The 15426-nt window shown below is 60.4% G+C and carries 17 protein-coding genes; 11 read left to right on the top strand and 6 right to left on the bottom strand.

Features of this window, described 5'->3' with window-relative positions; translation table 11 throughout:
• Positions 1–30: 30 nt before the first annotated feature.
• Complete coding sequence (locus HQL63_04950; protein ID MBF0176181.1) at positions 31–720, top strand: HAD-IB family hydrolase; 690 nt, start codon at positions 31–33, stop codon at positions 718–720.
• A 163-nt stretch (positions 721–883) separates the two neighbouring features.
• The gene (locus HQL63_04945; GenBank protein ID MBF0176180.1) at positions 884–1711 is read left to right on the top strand and encodes an inositol monophosphatase; all 828 of its coding nucleotides are present in this window, start codon (positions 884–886) and stop codon (positions 1709–1711) included.
• A gap of 60 nt (positions 1712–1771) precedes the next feature.
• On the opposite strand, the gene ffh is transcribed toward HQL63_04945, so the two are convergent.
• The 4 genes from ffh to HQL63_04925 form a co-directional block, all read right to left on the bottom strand.
• Positions 1772–3133 (bottom strand): signal recognition particle protein, encoded by a 1362-nt coding sequence (gene ffh, locus HQL63_04940; protein MBF0176179.1) that lies wholly within the window; start codon positions 3131–3133, stop codon positions 1772–1774.
• Between the two features lie 13 nt (positions 3134–3146).
• Positions 3147–4010 (bottom strand): sulfurtransferase, encoded by an 864-nt coding sequence (locus HQL63_04935; protein ID MBF0176178.1) that lies wholly within the window; start codon positions 4008–4010, stop codon positions 3147–3149.
• Between the two features lie 120 nt (positions 4011–4130).
• Positions 4131–4706 carry a septum formation inhibitor Maf gene (maf, locus tag HQL63_04930; protein ID MBF0176177.1) on the bottom strand — a complete coding sequence of 192 codons (576 nt, stop codon included), beginning with the start codon at positions 4704–4706 and terminating at the stop codon, positions 4131–4133.
• A complete protein-coding gene (locus tag HQL63_04925) occupies positions 4703–5692 on the bottom strand; it encodes a hypothetical protein (protein MBF0176176.1) in 990 nt (329 codons plus the stop codon). Before HQL63_04925 ends, maf begins: the two co-directional genes overlap by 4 nt.
• 293 nt (positions 5693–5985) lie before the next feature.
• On the opposite strand from HQL63_04925, the gene mobA reads away from it, so the two are divergent.
• From mobA to HQL63_04910, 3 genes are read left to right on the top strand one after another with little or no spacing between them, the layout of a single operon-like run.
• Complete coding sequence (gene mobA, locus HQL63_04920; protein MBF0176175.1) at positions 5986–6618, top strand: molybdenum cofactor guanylyltransferase; 633 nt, start codon at positions 5986–5988, stop codon at positions 6616–6618.
• A gap of 4 nt (positions 6619–6622) precedes the next feature.
• Positions 6623–6874 (top strand): molybdopterin converting factor subunit 1, encoded by a 252-nt coding sequence (gene moaD, locus HQL63_04915; GenBank protein MBF0176174.1) that lies wholly within the window; start codon positions 6623–6625, stop codon positions 6872–6874.
• Positions 6875–6887: 13 nt separating this feature from the next.
• Positions 6888–8051, top strand: coding sequence for a molybdenum cofactor biosynthesis protein MoaE (locus tag HQL63_04910; protein ID MBF0176173.1), 1164 nt, complete (start codon positions 6888–6890; stop codon positions 8049–8051).
• Here the strand turns inward: HQL63_04910 and HQL63_04905 are convergent.
• Positions 7997–8206, bottom strand: a complete 210-nt coding sequence (locus HQL63_04905; GenBank protein ID MBF0176172.1) for a hypothetical protein — start codon at positions 8204–8206, stop codon at positions 7997–7999. The genes HQL63_04910 and HQL63_04905 overlap by 55 nt on opposite strands.
• Before the next feature lie 193 nt (positions 8207–8399).
• Here HQL63_04905 and HQL63_04900 point away from each other — a divergent pair, with 193 nt between their 5' ends.
• Entirely contained in the window at positions 8400–9383 is a 984-nt protein-coding gene (locus tag HQL63_04900; GenBank protein MBF0176171.1) for a malate dehydrogenase, read from the top strand.
• 123 nt (positions 9384–9506) lie between these two features.
• Positions 9507–10733, top strand: coding sequence for a cofactor-independent phosphoglycerate mutase (locus HQL63_04895; protein MBF0176170.1), 1227 nt, complete (start codon positions 9507–9509; stop codon positions 10731–10733).
• A 262-nt stretch (positions 10734–10995) separates the two neighbouring features.
• Here the strand turns inward: HQL63_04895 and rpmB are convergent, their stop codons facing one another.
• Positions 10996–11289 (bottom strand): 50S ribosomal protein L28, encoded by a 294-nt coding sequence (gene rpmB, locus HQL63_04890; GenBank protein MBF0176169.1) that lies wholly within the window; start codon positions 11287–11289, stop codon positions 10996–10998.
• Positions 11290–11445: 156 nt separating this feature from the next.
• Between rpmB and HQL63_04885 the strand changes: the two genes are divergently transcribed.
• The 4 genes from HQL63_04885 to ispE all read left to right on the top strand — a co-directional run bounded on the left by HQL63_04885 (position 11446) and on the right by ispE (position 15369).
• Positions 11446–11661 (top strand): DUF1858 domain-containing protein, encoded by a 216-nt coding sequence (locus HQL63_04885; protein ID MBF0176168.1) that lies wholly within the window; start codon positions 11446–11448, stop codon positions 11659–11661.
• 66 nt (positions 11662–11727) lie between these two features.
• Positions 11728–13536, top strand: coding sequence for a tetratricopeptide repeat protein (locus HQL63_04880; GenBank protein ID MBF0176167.1), 1809 nt, complete (start codon positions 11728–11730; stop codon positions 13534–13536).
• Positions 13537–13687: 151 nt separating this feature from the next.
• Positions 13688–14455 carry a hypothetical protein gene (locus tag HQL63_04875; GenBank protein ID MBF0176166.1) on the top strand — a complete coding sequence of 256 codons (768 nt, stop codon included), beginning with the start codon at positions 13688–13690 and terminating at the stop codon, positions 14453–14455.
• Positions 14456–14469: 14 nt separating this feature from the next.
• Positions 14470–15369 carry a 4-(cytidine 5'-diphospho)-2-C-methyl-D-erythritol kinase gene (ispE, locus tag HQL63_04870; protein ID MBF0176165.1) on the top strand — a complete coding sequence of 300 codons (900 nt, stop codon included), beginning with the start codon at positions 14470–14472 and terminating at the stop codon, positions 15367–15369.
• Positions 15370–15426 lie beyond the last annotated feature (57 nt).

Below are 15426 nucleotides of genomic sequence, written 5' to 3'. Positions count from 1 at the left end.
GATATGGAGCCGATTGGACAAAAACCGGGCATGCCGCACGATCCGCAGCCGCCGATGGCCGTGTTCGATCTGGACAAGACCATCACGGCGTGTGACACCTACCGCATTTTTTTGCGCCATGTTCTGTGGCGGCGTCCGGCCCGTTGGGGACGGTTGCCATGGTTGCTCGGGGCTGTGCTTCTTTTCAAAAGCGGACATCGGGACAATGGCTGGTTGAAGGGGCAGTTTCTCCGGCATGTGGCGGGGGGTGTGCCACGTTCCGCCATGCAACATTGGATCGAGGCCACTGTCGAGGAGTTGGTCCGCGACTGGCTCAAGCCGGGCGCCGTTCAGGAGTTGGCCCGGCACCGCCACGCCGGCTGCCGCGTGATTCTTGCCACAGCCAGCCTGGATCTGTATGTCGTGCCCCTGGCGCACCGGTTGGGAATCGATGAAGTGGTGTGTACCCGCACGGATTGGCCTGCCCGGGACGATTCGGATAACCCGGCCATGTTTCGGGGAGTGCTGACCTCGCCCAACTGTTATGGCGCGGAGAAGCTTGTTGTCCTGGAGCAATATCTTGGTAAAAAATTGGCCACCTGTCAGGCCCATGTCTACTCCGACCATCAGGCAGACCTGAGCATCCTGTCGGTAGCCGGGCGCCCGTTTGCCGTGGACCCCACGCGGACGTTGCAAAAGATTGCCCGGTCAAAAGGGTGGTCCGTCGTCTCCTGGGGGTAGGGCGCCCGGCACTCCTTTTATTGAAAATCTGCCATGCATCATCCTTCCGGTACCCTGGACCCTGCATGGATGGCATGGCTAGACCGGGGGATCTCCTGTAGAATCGCGGGAAATAAAGGGGAGGGTGGGCGCTCCCGGATTGTGACAGGGTGTGAGGCCGATCATGAACGGGGTTTTGCAGGCCTATCTGGCTGTGGGTCGCCAAGCGGTGCTGGAGGCAGGTGAGATGATTCGCGCCGTGCGGGAGGGGATGGATGTCGGCATGGCGTGCCACCCTGATGGCACTCCCAAAACAGCAGGCAACCGGTCCGCCGAAGCACGGGTCGCGGAGTTGCTTCTGACTGCCTTTCCCGAACACCGGTTTCACGGAGAGGCGACTGGTTTCTCCCCTGCGGCATCCACCACTTCGTGCCTCTGGGCCTTTGCTGCCACCAGCGGGGCCTGGGCATATTGCAACGGCGAGACCACCGTTTGTTCGGTCCTGACCCTTTTGGAAGAGGGGCGTACTGTATTGGGATTGGCCCACAATCCTTGCACGGGAGAGCTGTTCGAGGCCTCACGACAAGGAGTAATGGCGAATGGTCGTCCGCTCCCCCTGGTGCGGCCCGCGAGCCTTGCCACCGGGGTGATCAATTACCAGATACCCCGCTGCATGCGCGAGGAGATCGACGCCATCCTGGATTTGTGGGGGGATCGCCGGGTGCGCAGAGTGGTCTGTACCGGTGGATCGCCCACCTACAGCCTGGCCCGTGTGGCCCAGGGGAGTTATGCGGCCTACATTCTGGCGCCGACCCACGCGCCCATCATGCCCTGGGATTTGACCGCCGGCATCTTGTTGGTGGAAAGGGCGGGGGGCCGTGTTTCGGACCTGCGGGGCAACCCCATTGCCCCCCTGACGCACACGGGTTGGCTGGTGGCGGGAACGAACAAAAAAATCCACACCGAAACCCTGGAACTGTTGCAGCGTTACGGCCTGGGCCTGAATCGTTGAGGGGGTGACGGTCGGCTTGGCATCGGCATGGCGTTCGGGGTGTTTAGAGGCTGCCTGATCTCAAAACGGCATCCCCGGTATTTTGGGCATGCCGGGAAAACCACCGCGCATGAACCCCTTCTTGCCCAATTTTCCCAGTTTTTTCATCATGCTCTGCATCTCGACAAATTGTTTCAGAACCTTGTTGACCTCTTGCACGGAGGTTCCTGAACCTTTGGCGATGCGGCGGCGACGTGAGGCGTTGATCACCTGGTGCTTGCGACGCTCCTCCCGGGTCATGGAACGGATGATGGCTTCGACGCGCTTGAGTTGACCATCCGCTCCGGAAACATCATGGCCCTTGAGCATCTGCTTGACTCCGGGAATCATGCCGATCAAATCCCCCATGGATCCCATCTTTTTCATCTGCTGGATCTGTTCCAAAAAATCTTCCAGCGTGAACTGAGTGGTGAGCATCTTTTCCTGGAACTGGCTGGCCTTGGCCATATCCATCTTTTCGATGGCGGTTTCGACCAGGGTGAGCACATCCCCCATGCCCAGGATACGGGAGGCGAGACGGTCGGGGTGAAACGGCTCCAAACCCTCCAGTTTTTCACTGGTTCCCAAAAACTTGATGGGGGTGCCCGTGACATGGCGGATGGAGAGGGCAGCGCCCCCCCGGGCATCGCCATCGGTCTTGCTCAACACCACCCCCGTGATGGCCAGACGGTCATGGAAACGTTCCGCGACGGTGATGGCATCCTGACCGGTCATGGCGTCTGCCACGAGCAATATTTCGATGGGGTTGACCAGGGCCTTGACATCGGCCAGTTCGGTCATCAACTCCTCGTCGATATGCAGCCGACCGGCGGTGTCGAGAAAGAGGATATCGTAGCCGCCGTTGCGGGCCTCCCGCAGGGCATCCTGGGCAATCTGGCGTGGATTATCCTGGGGGCGCCCGGGTAGGACGGTGATCCCGGCCTGCTGGCCGATCGTGGCCAACTGGTCCATGGCGGCGGGTCGATAGATGTCGAGGGAGACCAACAGGCTGCGTTTGCGCTGTTTTTCCGCCAGCCAGCGGGCGAGTTTACCGGTGCTGGTGGTCTTGCCCGATCCTTGCAGGCCAACCATCATCACCACGGCAGGGGGTTGGGTGGCCAGGTTGAGAATTGCGTTGGCATCTCCCATCAGGTGGATCAATTCGTCATGCACCACCTTGATCACCTGCTGCCCCGGGGAGAGAGTGGCCAAAACCTCCATGCCGATGGCCTTCTCCTTGACCCGGGCAATGAACTCCCGCACCACCTTGAGATGGACATCTGCCTCCAGCAGAGCCAAACGCACATCCCGCATGGCCTCGTCAATGTTGGCTTCCGTCAGGGTGCCACGTCCACGCAGTTTTTTGAAAACCGCATCCAGGCGGTCGCTTAAGGCATCGAACATGATAGGAATCCTCTCACTGGGAATCAGGTCCGGTCACCAAAGGCAGACCGAGCAGACCCCATTCGGCCATGGAACCGTCGTAGAGCCGAACCGAGGTGAAGCCCAGATGACGCAGCAGCAGCCAGGTTTGCGAGGCCCGATGGGCAGTTTGGCAGTAGACGACGATCGGTTGGGAAAAGTCCCGCAAACCCCGGAGGGCCAACAACTCCAGCAGAAGTTCCCGCTCCTTCAACACCGGCATTTGCCGATTGCGCAGGGTTTCGGTCCAGTCCAAATGCCGTGCCCGGGGAATGTGTCCGCGTGGACCGGTCAGGTTGCGTCCGAGATACTCCCCCTCGCTGCGGGTGTCCAGGAGAGTGGCCGTTTCCTTGCCTTGGGAGATCTCCAGGACATCATCCCGGGTTGCACTCCACAGGGGTGAATCACATGGAGAAAATACGGCGGGAGCGATTTCGGGAGCGGCTTGAGCCACGGGTTTGCTCTCCTGGTACCAGGCCCCCATGCCACCATCCAGGACGGCGCCCAGGTCGTGTCCCAGGGTGGCCAGGGTCCAGATGAAGCGCGCCGCATCAAGCCCCCCCGTGGCGTCGTAGGCCAGAACCCGGGTTGTTTTATTCACCCCCAGCCGGTTGCAGAGGGTCGCCAAATCGGCAGCATCCGCCCGCATGGCAGGGATGCCGTCGCGCTGGGTGATGATCTCCCGATAACGCACCAGCACCGCCCCGGGGATATGAAGGTTGGCGTAGAAATTATCGCCTCCCACCTGGACGATCCGCAAGTCCGGCTCTTGCAGGCGTTCGGCCAGCCAGGTCGTGTCGACAAATCTGCCCGGAAACCCGTTGGCAGAGGCGTGGGCGGTTGCGGTGGAAGAACTCATCCAGGTCACCATGTGCGATAGATCACGAATCGCGGCACGGACCGGAAACGACACGCCGGCACAGGCCGTCAGATATGCCAGAGAGTTTTGTGCAGAACCTTCTGGCCCGAAACGCCAATATCAGACCACATTCACACCTTCTTCCGCAAGCATGGTTGTCAGGCGAATCAGGGGCAGGCCAATCAGGGCGGTGGGATCGTCACCCTCCATGCGCTCGAACAGGGCGATTCCCAACCCCTCTGCCTTGAAGCTTCCGGCACAGTTGTAGGGGCGTTCGCGAAGAAGGTAGTTTTCGATACGTTCTCTGTCCAGCGGGCGAAAATGGACGTGGAAGGGGATGACATCCCACTGGACCCGGCCCGAGTCGCTGTTGAACAGGCAGAGGCCGGTCGCGAAAGAGATGCGTTTCCCGGATGCAAGGCTCAACTGGGCCACAGCCTGGGCATGGGCGCCCGGTTTGCCGAGAATCTGTTCCCCGAGGATGGCGACCTGGTCTGAGCCGATGATGAGACTCTCGGGATGAGCAGGGCCAACAGCCCTGGCCTTGGCCTCGGCCAGACGCCGGACCAGTTCCCGAGGGGACTCCCCCGGCATGGGGGATTCGTCCACCTCGGGAGCGCATATGTTGAAAGGGATCCCCAACCGTTCCAGCAACTGCCGTCGAAAGGGGGATGTGGAGGCCAAGACCAGTTTCATGGGTCGCTATGGGAGGGTTCTGTGATCGATCCTGTGCCTTCGGCAAGGTCAAAATGGGTGATGTCCAGGACGACTTGACCTGCCCAACCAGATGGAACGTTCGGGACATCTGCTTCGAAGGATCGGGAAGTTCCGGCCTCCAGGGGGGCGCTGACTTCGCCGAGAACCCAACTTTGCGTCATCAGGGGGTTGACCTGCTGGACCACCAGGGGAGAACCATCCTGGTCTGGAAACAGGGCGCGCAGCGTGACTTGACTGATGGGGATGCGGCCACGATTGAACAGATCTCCACGCAGGCGAATCTTGCCTTGCGAGTCACGTCCTGCATGGATATTGGTGACCAGGAGGGGACCGCTCTCCACGCGCTGGATTTGCGTCGCAGCAGGGTCAGGGGCATCTTGCGGGTGCGCTTTGGACTCCAGGATGCGCATGGGGAGCGGCTCGTTCGCGTTTGGCTGGTTGGGTAAACCGCCGGCAACCCGAATCGCGGTCCGGGCGGATCCCGGTGCTTTTTCCAGGACGATCTCCTTCGGGGGTGTATCAGCCACCTCCGGCGGTTCGTCCGAAAGTTTGAAATGGGCATAGACATAGAAGCTGAGCGGCACGAGGATGGCAGCGTAGAGCAGAAGAAGAAAGCGCTGCCGTTTTTTTCGTTCGGCGTGTTTTTGTGCCAGAAGTTCCAACTCCTCGTGAAGGATTCTCTCTTCATGTGGCGTGATCTGATGTGGCGTGACCTGCTGGGCCTTGTGATGGGGAGCGGTCGGGCCGGGCTGGGGATGTGGATGATTCCGGTCGTGGGAGTGCGGACCGCGAGAGTGATCTGCCTCGATAAGGGAGACGCGGTCCGCAGGGGGATTGGAACGGATGGATGGGGGATGCACCCCGGGGTTGCCATGCGGATGTGGTGTGGGCCGTATCCCATTCGTGGGCAGGGGTGCCCTGGCAGGAGCGGAATGGGGTTTTGACTTGCTCTGACTTTGCAACATGTTGAACACTCCTGACACAACCCACCCCCATCCGGGACGAAAATCGTTCTCTCTGGCGTTCCCTGCCCCCTTTTGCTGGATGTGAGTGTTTGTGCCTCTTGTCGTCAAGTTGGCGCGTGCTGGAAAAATGGCGGTCAGAACCGGCACGCACAGGTGATCGCAACGGGTCCAAATTCAGTTCTGCCTTGATTTCTTAGACATCCTGATCCACGATTGGTTCCGTGAGGGTGAGGAACCCATGACCATCGATCTTGTGTAACGACAAAGCTTGACAACCCTTTGCGGGGAGATGAATGACCCCTGATTGTGTACCGTCTCCCGAGAGTCTCAGCGGCGTCATCCTGGCGGGGGGGCTGTCGCGGCGCATGGCGGGTCGGGAGAAGGCCTTTCTCGATCTGGGGGGCGCCACGCTCCTGGCGCGTATGATCGAACTCCTGCGTGGACAGTTGGCCGCCCTGGCGATCAACGCCAACGGTGATGCGGGGCGTTTCGCCGCCTGCAACATGCGGGTCATGCCCGATTTGCGGACCGGTTCCATGGGGCCGCTGGCCGGGATCGAGACGGCCCTGACCTGCATGGCTGCGCCCTGGGTATGCGTCGTTCCTGTGGATCTCCCCTTTCTGCCGCAAGACCTGACGCAAAGATTGTGCCTGGCAGCCGATGATCCGGCGCAACCGGTCACCGTGGTTTCGGCAGGGCGTTTGCATCCGACGGTTTGCCTGTGGCCCCGGCAGCTCCTTCCTGAAATCAGCTTGGCCTTGGATGCAGGCCGTTTGGCTTTGGGCGTCTGGCTGGCCGATCACCCCCATCGTGTTGTGGAATTTATCTGCCGGGAGGGGGCCCCGGACCCCTTTTTCAACATCAATACCCCGGAGGATCTGGTCACCGCACGTCGCTGGCTGGAACGGGGGTTTGGCGGGAGTTGATGCGATGGCGCATTTTTTGTTTTTCGCCCGGGTTCGTGAAACGATCGGCCAGGCACAGATGGAGATCACGCTGCCGGAAGCGGTGCATACCGTTACCGACATGCTGGTCTTTTTACGCCAACGGGGTGCCCCCTTTGCGGCGGCCTTGGCAGGGGCGCACCTGCGCGTGGCTGTCAATCAGGTCTATGCCCTTCCCGATGACCCGGTCCATGATGGCGATGAAGTGGCTATTTTTCCGCCAGTCAGCGGCGGGTAAGGGGAGCGACTGCATGATTCGCATCCAGCAGGAGGATTTTTCCATTGCAGCGGAGATCCACGCCCTGACATCCGGCAATCCCCATGTGGGCGCTGTGGTGACCATGACCGGCACCGTGCGGGATTTGACCGAAGGGGATACACGGGTGGTTGCCTTGGAGTTGGAACACTATCCGGGCATGACCGAAAAGGAGTTGGAAAAAACCGTTGCCATGGCCCGCACCCGTTTCCAGGTCGAGGCGGTCTCGATCGTGCATCGGGTGGGGCGTCTGAACCTGGGAGAAAATATTGTCCTCGTCGTGGCCGCTGCCGCCCATCGGGCCGCAGCCTTCGATGCCTGCCGGTTTTTGATCGACCACTTGAAGCGGCACGCCACATTCTGGAAAAAGGAGATCACCAGCCAGGGTGTCCGTTGGGTGGATACCTGCCCGGGTTGTGAGGCGGCTGCCCAAGCCTGGCAAGATGCCATGACACCGGATCTCCAGGCATCGGAGGTCCATGGATCGGATGTCCAGATGGGAGAGAAGTGCAAACATGGACATGACCACGCCCATGAGCGTGGCCACGATCATGCCCATGCTCATGCCTGTACGCATGCCCATGCCCATGGCCAACAAGGTCATCCCCAGGGAGGCGTCCCCTCCTGGGCCGGTTTGCGGGTGGGCATCCTGACTCTTTCCGACAGCCGGAATGCAACCCGTGACGGGAGTGGCGATGCCCTGGAAAAGCTGGTCCGCGCCACGGGTGGTGTCATGGCGCTGCGCACCATCCTGCCCGACGACCGCGCACAGATCAGCCAACTGCTGCGCCAGTGGGCCGATGCCGAGCATCTCGATGTGGTCCTGACCACCGGTGGCACCGGCCCCGGACCGCGGGATGTTACCCCGGAAGCCACCCGGGATGTCAGCGATCGGGAGATGCCCGGCCTGCCCGAGTTGATACGACAGGCCGGCATCGAACATGTCCGTTCTGCGGTGCTGACGCGGGGCGTTGCGGCCATACGTGGCAAAACCCTGATCGTCAACTTGCCCGGATCACAACGTGGCGCCGTTCACAGTTTCCATGCCGTTGCCGATCTGGTTCCCCATGTTTGCCTCATGGCCGACGGCGGAGGGCATGACCATCACTCCTCCAAGGTCATGGAGTCGGCATCCGTAGCGAGGATCTCCATGCCGTAAAGCGGCATCAGGCCGGGACCGGGATCGAAACCGTAGAGTTGATGCAACTCCCAACGGATCTCCTTGGCTTGTGCCGGCGTCAGGCGAATACCCAGGGGCTGGCGCCCGTCCGTCTCGAAGGATTCCTTGAGGGAGAGTATTTTTTTGAGTAGCATAGGGAGGTTTGGGTAGAGGATTCCTCTCTTCCATCCGCGCTGGACCGGGCACGCAGATGCGGGGCAGTTGGGCCGGGCATGCAGGTGCGGGACACAGGTGGTGTGGAGAGAGCGTCACGAAACGCCGAGGGTGGATGATGAAACTGTTGACCGTCGGCGTAAAGGTTAATTCCAATCCAGAGGAGTGAGACGCATGGCCGATCCAATCCGTGTTGCGGTAACGGGAGCAGCAGGGCAAATCGCTTACAGCACGCTTTTTCGTTTGGCGTCGGGGGAAATTTTCGGCAAAGACCGGCCTGTGGAGTTGCGACTACTCGAAATTCCTGCCGCCATGGGCACATTGTCGGGTGTGGTGATGGAGCTTGACGACTGTGCGTTCCCTCTTCTCAAGGGGATTGTGGCGACCGACAACCCGGAAGTGGCTTTTGACGGCGCAAACTGGGTTCTCATGATCGGCTCGCGCCCACGGGGGCCCGGTATGGAACGTGCCGACCTGATCAAGGTCAACGGCCCCATCTTTGTGGGGCAGGGCAAGGCTTTGAACAAGGCCGCCAGCGATGTGCGCATCCTGACGGTGGGCAACCCCTGCAACACCAACTGCCTCATCGCCATGAATAACAGCGATGTCGCTCCAGAGCGATTCCAGGCCATGATGTCTCTCGACCAGAATCGGGCCCGCACCATGCTGGCCAAAAAAGCTAACGTGGCGTTGACTCAGGTGACCAATGTCACCATCTGGGGCAATCACTCCAACAATCAGTATCCGGACTATGAGAACGCCCGCATCAAGGGAAAACCGGTTCCTGAGGTGATTACGGATGACCAATGGTTGAAGGAGACATTCACCAAGGATGTGCAAAACCGGGGGGCGGCGGTCATCAAGGCGCGTGGGGCTTCCAGCGCTGCCTCGGCTGCCAACGCCGCACTGGATGGGGTCATGCGTTCCATGGCGGCCACTCCGGCGGGCGACTGGTTCACTTCGGCCATCTGTTCCAAAGGCGAATACGGCGTCGACAAGGGGCTGATCTTTGGCTACCCCCTTCAGGCCAAGGGAGATGGTGCCGTCAAGGTGGTGGAGGGACTCCCGATGTCCGCCCTGGGCAAAACAAAATTTGACCTCGTCCTCAACGAGTTGCGCCAGGAGCGGGAGGTGGTGAAGGATCTGTTGCGTCATTGATTTGGATCCCTTCCTCTTCCCTTCGGTTGACATGTAGGTTTGGATGAAGCGACAAGGCGGGGGTGCGTCCGCTTCCCGCCTTGTCGAACCCCGTGGCTCCCCTGGTGGTGCAAGGAAACAAGGATGAAGTTTGTCATCTTTCTGGGAGATGGCATGAGCGATCGGCCCATGCCGGAACTGGATGGTCGGACACCCCTGATGGTGGCCAAAACCCCCAACTTGGACCGCATGGTGCGGGAGGGAGTCGGAGGTTGGTCGCGGAATACCCCGGATGGGTATTATCCGGGCAGTGACATCGCCAATCTGGGGGTGTTGGGATATGACGTGACCCGCAGCTATTCTGGACGGAGCCCCCTGGAGGCTGCCGCCATGGGGGTGACGTTGCAATCCGAAGATGTCGCGTTCCGCTGCAATCTGGTCTCCCTGTCCGAAGATTTCCAGATCATGGCGGACTTTGCCGCCGACCACATCGCGACCGACGAGGCCAGGGAGTTGATCCACTATCTCCAGAATAACCTGGGGAGTGATCGGCTGCGCTTTTATCCCGGTGTGAGTTACCGGCATCTCCTGGTTTGGCACGGGGGGGGGGATCAATTGCAATGTACGCCGCCGCATGACATCTCTGATCGTCCCATTGCGGGACATCTCCCCTCGGGCGCGGATGCGGAGCCAATTGCCCGCCTGATGCAGGAGTCATGGAACGTATTGACGGATCACCCGGTCAACCAGCGGCGGCGGGCGGCGGGGCGCAAGCCGGCCAACAGCATCTGGTTGTGGGGACATGGTCGCAAGCCTGCCCTGGATCTGTTCCGTGATCGCCGTGGCATTACCGGCGGCATGATCTCTGCCGTGGATTTGATGCGCGGCATCGCCGTACATATTGGCATGGAGGTGATCCACGTCCCCGGGGCGACTGGGTGGATCGACACCGATTATCATGGCAAGGCTCAGGCCTGCCTGGATGGTCTGACCCGTCATGACCTGATGTTTGTGCATGTCGAGGGGATCGACGAGGCCGGTCATGCGGGCCGCCTGGATTACAAGATTCAGGCTATCGAAGATTTTGATGCCCTGGTGGTTGGGGCTGTCCTGGACGGACTGCAACGACGCGGCGAGCCGTTCCGGGCCATCTCTCTCCCGGACCATCCGACACCGGTGGCTACCAAAACCCACAACTCCGACCTGGTTCCTTTTGCCTTGTACGGCAGCGATGTCACGCCTGATCACAACACCGCCTACGACGAAAGATTGCTGCAAACCGGCAGCCATGCCTTTGATCCCGGCTTCCGGTTGATGCCGGCTCTGTTGGATTGGAACACCTTCGGCCTACAGGCCAGGGTTGGGTCGTGAGTCTGTTTGCGATGCAAGACCAGCCAAAGGGCAACCCTGGCTGGTGGTTGGATCGCTCCCGCAGGCAGGGAGAGCAGCTCCTCGTGATCAACCCGGCCCGACCCTGGACCCGGGCCACCCTCGCAGGCAGGGAGTAACAGGGGCGCTGCGCTGCCCAGGTCAGGGTCTGCTCGGGTCAGGGGCTCGGGATGGATCCCAGGCAGGCAATCCCACCCTGGCCAGGCGCAGGTGACCTGCACTTGGCCAGGGTGGCACAAGGTGGCTAGGCAGCCTTCCTGGCAACTTGCGTGCGAATGACCTCCTGCAGGCGGCGCATGGGTGCGGAAAGCGCTGCGGCGTCTGTGGCAAGCAGGTAGTTGTCCAATCCGCCCGCCAGGTCGATGGTGCGAATGACCCGGGTGGAGAGGGTGGTGTTGATGAAACGTCCCAATGCGACGCTGAACATTGATTTTTTTTGGACGTTGGACATCCATTTCCGTTTGGTCTTGCGGTTGGAATGGGATACCTTGTGTCCGGTAAGGGGCGGCTTGTCGCCAATCGTCAGTTTTCTGGCCACGGAAATTCTCTTCGGTGTGGAGAAGTTGGAACCTGGATCCGGTGTCTATTGAATCCAGGAATATAGCGAATGGTTGACCCGGCCACAAGGGAAGGTGGAAAATGGTCGACCGAGGTGGCGGGTGGGTCGGAACCTGGGGAGCGGAGTTGCGGCATTATGGCGATCGATGCGACAAAAAAAATGGCGGACTTGATCCAGGAACATCCGGAAGTTGGCGCTGTTTTGGCGGAGATGGGGATTGATTGCGGCAACTGCCTGGCTTCCCAGGTGGATACCCTGGAGGATGTGGCCAGGATGTATAAACTTGACATGGAACAACTCTTGCTGAAAATGCGTGATCACGCCCATGACGGGCGGAGGAGGAGTTCCTGAAGGCACTTGATCCGCTGCTGCCAGTAGGTCAGCTACCTCGTTGCCTTGAGGGTGGGGTGTCGCACGATGGCGTGGAAGTTTTGGAGAATGGTCTTGCGCATGGATGGTTGGCGGGTTGTTTCTGTGCTTGGCTGGCTTGCCGTTTCCGGCTTGACGATGGCAGTTTCCGGTTGTGCTGTGCCTCCCGCAGTTGGGGGGGAGCCGGTGCTGCCCGCGAAGGTTGCATGGGGTGATGATGCCGGTGACCTGGACCGTGTCGTCGGCCAGTTGGAAAATGCCTCTTCAGACAAGGATATCACGCTCCAATACCTGCTGGGGTTTGTCCACCTGCGTGAGCATCGCTTCCAGGAAGCCGAGGATGCCTTTACCCGGGTGGCCGATCTGGACCCCAAGAGTGTGGATGTTCGCGAAGTTGTTGCCCAATTGGCGACGCAACGGGGCGATCTGGAAAAGGCGACCCTGTACGCCAAGGCTGTGGTTGTCCTGGACCCCAAGCGGGAAGGAACCCGCCTGCTGCTCGCATCTCTGTTACGCACCATGCAAAAATTGCCGGAGGCTGCCGAGCACTACGAATATTTGATCCAGCACGGGGAAAATGCGGATCATGTCCGTTTGCTGTTGGCCCCTCTCCATGGCTTGATGAAAGATCCACAACGGGCGCATCGGGTGCTCGAACCTTTGTTCAAAAAACCCGGTTTTGCGTGGCGGGCACATTTGGCGATGGGGCGCGTCTATATCGAACAAGACGATGATCAAAAGGCCCTCTCTGCGTTTCAGGAGGCCAGGCGTTTGGATCCTGACCAGATCGAGCCGGTTCTGGCCCTGGGCGGGCAGCTCCAGAAGATGGAGAGACAGGCCGAGGCCGAAAAGGTGTATCGGGCTTATTTGGACGGGAATCCCGGCAGCCGTGTGGTGCATACGCGCCTGGGGCGACTGATGTTGACCCAGGATAAGCGCCAGGAGGCCCTGGAGCAGTTTCAGACTGTCACCCGTCTGGCCCCCGAGAGCATCCAGGCCCGGTTGACGAGCGCCCTGATTCTGCTCAGTCAGGGTTCCTTCCAGGAGGCCTTGAAGGAGTTGCGTATGGCGCAGGCCATCCAACCGGACAATACCGGGATTCTGTTTTATCTCGGACAAGCTTTGGAGGCGATGCAACAACGGGAAGAGGCCGCCAAGACCTTTGCCCAGATCCCCAAAGGCGAACCCTTCCATATGGAGGCGCAGATTCGCCTGGCCTATCATGAATCCACCCACGGCAAGGGGCCGGTCGCCTTGGAAAGAGTGCGCCGGTTGGTGGAGGAGTTTGGGGATAAGGGAGAGGTGTTCCTGGCTGCCAGTGTCCTGATGTTGCAGGAAAAGGATTATGTGGGCGTGGTGGAGATGGCCAATCGCGGGTTGGTTCTGGATCCGAAACAATCCCGGTTGGTGTTCAATCGCGCCATGGCTTATGACAAGCTGAAACGCTGGAATGAAGCCGAAAAAGATTTGCTGGATTACCTGGTTGCCAACCCGGATGATCCCCAGGCCCTGAACTATCTCGGATACTCCTGGGCGGATCGCAACGAAAAACTGGATCAATCCTACGCATATCTGCAAAAAGCGGTCAAATTGGCCCCGGGTGACGGGTTTATCACGGACAGTCTGGGGTGGGTGCTTTTTCGCCTCAACCGCCTGTCGGAGGCCTTGGCCACCATGCGCGAGGCGGTCCGTCTGGAACCCAAGGATCCTACCATCAACGAGCACCTCGGGGATGTCCTGATGGCCATCGGCCAGGGGCAGGAGGCGATGGCGGTCTGGCAGAAGGCCCTGGAGTTGGATGCGGACAACCAGCTCCTGCGGGATAAAATCCAGAAGCACGCCAACAAGGCTCCTTGACTGGCTGGGAGTGGTCCATGCGCTCTCCCGCATGCGCAAGAAAAGCCTGGATATGAAAGCCTTTGTCAGGGCTTCGCCCCGAACCTCACCAGGTCGCTGTCCTGGACCTGCCAGGGAGCCAGTCCCCTGGATCCCGATCGGTTGCCGGGTGGTGAGCAGTTACCTCCTTTCCTTTTTTGCTCTTCTTCTGGCGGTAGGGGGGTGCGCTTCGTTGCCTTCTCCTCTCCCGGGTGGGGTGGCGTCGGGGGATGTGGCCGTGCGCTACCAAAGTGACCAGGCCTTGCGCCGCACCGGTTTCCTGACGGAAGGGTGGCGGGTGGAGGGTACCCTGGAGATGGACACGCCCAAGATTCTACGCCGCAACCGCATGGAGTTGTGGGGGCGTGGCGTCACTTGGGCGCGTCTGGTTCTTTTTGGCCCGTTTCGTGACGTGGCTGGCGAGTTGCACCTGACCCGGGAGTGGATCCGATTGTCCGATCCGGGCAAACGTGATGTGGTGGAGGTGCCCGCTTCGGCGGAGGGCATGCAGTATTTGACAGGCCTTTCTTTGGAGCCAGGTCTGTTGCTGGCGTTGTTGCAGGCAAGGGCCGAAGCGGCCACGGTTCTTCCCCCGGGAGAGGATGGCGGGGTGTGGGCCGATACTCCCACCGGTGAACGTTTGCTGTTGGTGCCTGACAGCGGACGCATACTTGAACGTCATGGCCTCGCCCCGGATGGGACCGCTTTCATGGTCCAGTATCTTTGGGGTGCCCCGGTCACGCAGGGGGTGTTGCTGCCCGAGAAGATTTCCATCCATCTCGGCGACGACGCCCTGTTTGTCGTGCGTGCGCGGCAATGGGAGGCCAGCGACCCTGCGGAGCAGGTGGCAGAGAGCGACGCCATTCCGCCGGGGTTTTCTCTACGGCGACCCCTGGATTGATGGTGGACATGCCCATGGTTCCCTGTTTTTCCGCTCCCGCCAAAGTCAATCTGATGCTGCGCGTGGTGGGGCGGCGACCGGATGGATATCACCTGTTGAAGACGGTGATGACTTTTTTCCCCTGGCAGGATCGCTTGACCTTCCTGCCTGGGGGCGACACCATCCAGCTCGCATGCCACCCACCGGTCACCCGGCGTCCCGAGGAGAATCTGGTTTATCGTGCCGCTGCAAGCCTGTGTCGTGCCTGTGGCATTCGGCGGGGTGTCAATATTTCGTTGGAAAAAACGATTCCGGATGGCGCCGGCCTGGGAGGGGGTTCCTCGGATGCGGCCACCACTCTGTTGGCGTTGAATCGTCTGTGGCATCTGGATCTTGCCTTGACTGACCTGCTGCCCATCGGTTTGGCCTTGGGTGCCGATGTGCCCATTTTTCTGGGGGGGCAGGCGGCACTGGCCGAAGGGGTGGGGGAGTTGTTGACCCCCTTGCCGAATCTTCCTTTGGTGCATCTGGTCGTGGTGCATCCGGGAGTGGGTCTTTCGACGCAAAAGGTGTTCGGACTCTTTGCCGGGCAATTGACAAACCGGGCATCCCCGATTAGCATCCCCAGTGCATGTCGAGGAGAGGACGTTTTTGGGGATTTGGAAAACGATCTGGAGTCCGTGGCCGTGGATTTGGCCCCTGTGGTGGGTCAGGCGCTCTCTGCTTTGCGGGGAGCAGGGGCCTCGGCGGCGCGCATGTCCGGCAGTGGAACGGCGGTTTTTGGCGTGTTTGCATCCCTGCAGGAAGCTGCCATCGCCGCCCAGGGTTTGGCGGAGCGATTTCCGGGTTGGCGGGTGGTGCATGGCGCCACGCGCAACGCCCACCCCTTCGCCGCCGAATGGGAACGCTACATGCGCAGTGACCGTGCCGGTTGAGAGTACAGGGTCGCCTTTTCCAGATCGCCCCGTTGCGTCGCCAATTGGGCAACAACT

The organism is Magnetococcales bacterium, from assembly GCA_015231175.1.
Lineage (GTDB): Bacteria > Pseudomonadota > Magnetococcia > Magnetococcales > DC0425bin3 > HA3dbin3.
The sequence above is the reverse complement of the archived record's forward strand: the minus strand, read 5'-3'. Positions and strand labels throughout refer to the sequence as shown.

Excerpts from the sequence above, each read along its gene's own strand:
- HQL63_04885 (MBF0176168.1), top strand. The coding sequence starts at position 11,446 with ATGGCGATCGATGCGACAAAAAAAATGGCGGACTTGATCCAGGAACAT.
- HQL63_04925 (MBF0176176.1), bottom strand. The coding sequence starts at position 5,692 with ATGTTGCAAAGTCAGAGCAAGTCAAAACCCCATTCCGCTCCTGCCAGG.
- HQL63_04905 (MBF0176172.1), bottom strand. The coding sequence starts at position 8,206 with ATGCTACTCAAAAAAATACTCTCCCTCAAGGAATCCTTCGAGACGGAC.
- HQL63_04945 (MBF0176180.1), top strand. The coding sequence starts at position 884 with ATGAACGGGGTTTTGCAGGCCTATCTGGCTGTGGGTCGCCAAGCGGTG.
- HQL63_04935 (MBF0176178.1), bottom strand. The coding sequence starts at position 4,010 with ATGAGTTCTTCCACCGCAACCGCCCACGCCTCTGCCAACGGGTTTCCG.
- HQL63_04880 (MBF0176167.1), top strand. The coding sequence starts at position 11,728 with ATGGCGTGGAAGTTTTGGAGAATGGTCTTGCGCATGGATGGTTGGCGG.
- HQL63_04950 (MBF0176181.1), top strand. The coding sequence starts at position 31 with ATGCCGCACGATCCGCAGCCGCCGATGGCCGTGTTCGATCTGGACAAG.
- moaD (MBF0176174.1), top strand. The coding sequence starts at position 6,623 with ATGGCGCATTTTTTGTTTTTCGCCCGGGTTCGTGAAACGATCGGCCAG.
- mobA (MBF0176175.1), top strand. The coding sequence starts at position 5,986 with ATGACCCCTGATTGTGTACCGTCTCCCGAGAGTCTCAGCGGCGTCATC.
- ffh (MBF0176179.1), bottom strand. The coding sequence starts at position 3,133 with ATGTTCGATGCCTTAAGCGACCGCCTGGATGCGGTTTTCAAAAAACTG.
- HQL63_04900 (MBF0176171.1), top strand. The coding sequence starts at position 8,400 with ATGGCCGATCCAATCCGTGTTGCGGTAACGGGAGCAGCAGGGCAAATC.
- HQL63_04895 (MBF0176170.1), top strand. The coding sequence starts at position 9,507 with ATGAAGTTTGTCATCTTTCTGGGAGATGGCATGAGCGATCGGCCCATG.
- ispE (MBF0176165.1), top strand. The coding sequence starts at position 14,470 with ATGGTTCCCTGTTTTTCCGCTCCCGCCAAAGTCAATCTGATGCTGCGC.
- HQL63_04910 (MBF0176173.1), top strand. The coding sequence starts at position 6,888 with ATGATTCGCATCCAGCAGGAGGATTTTTCCATTGCAGCGGAGATCCAC.
- maf (MBF0176177.1), bottom strand. The coding sequence starts at position 4,706 with ATGAAACTGGTCTTGGCCTCCACATCCCCCTTTCGACGGCAGTTGCTG.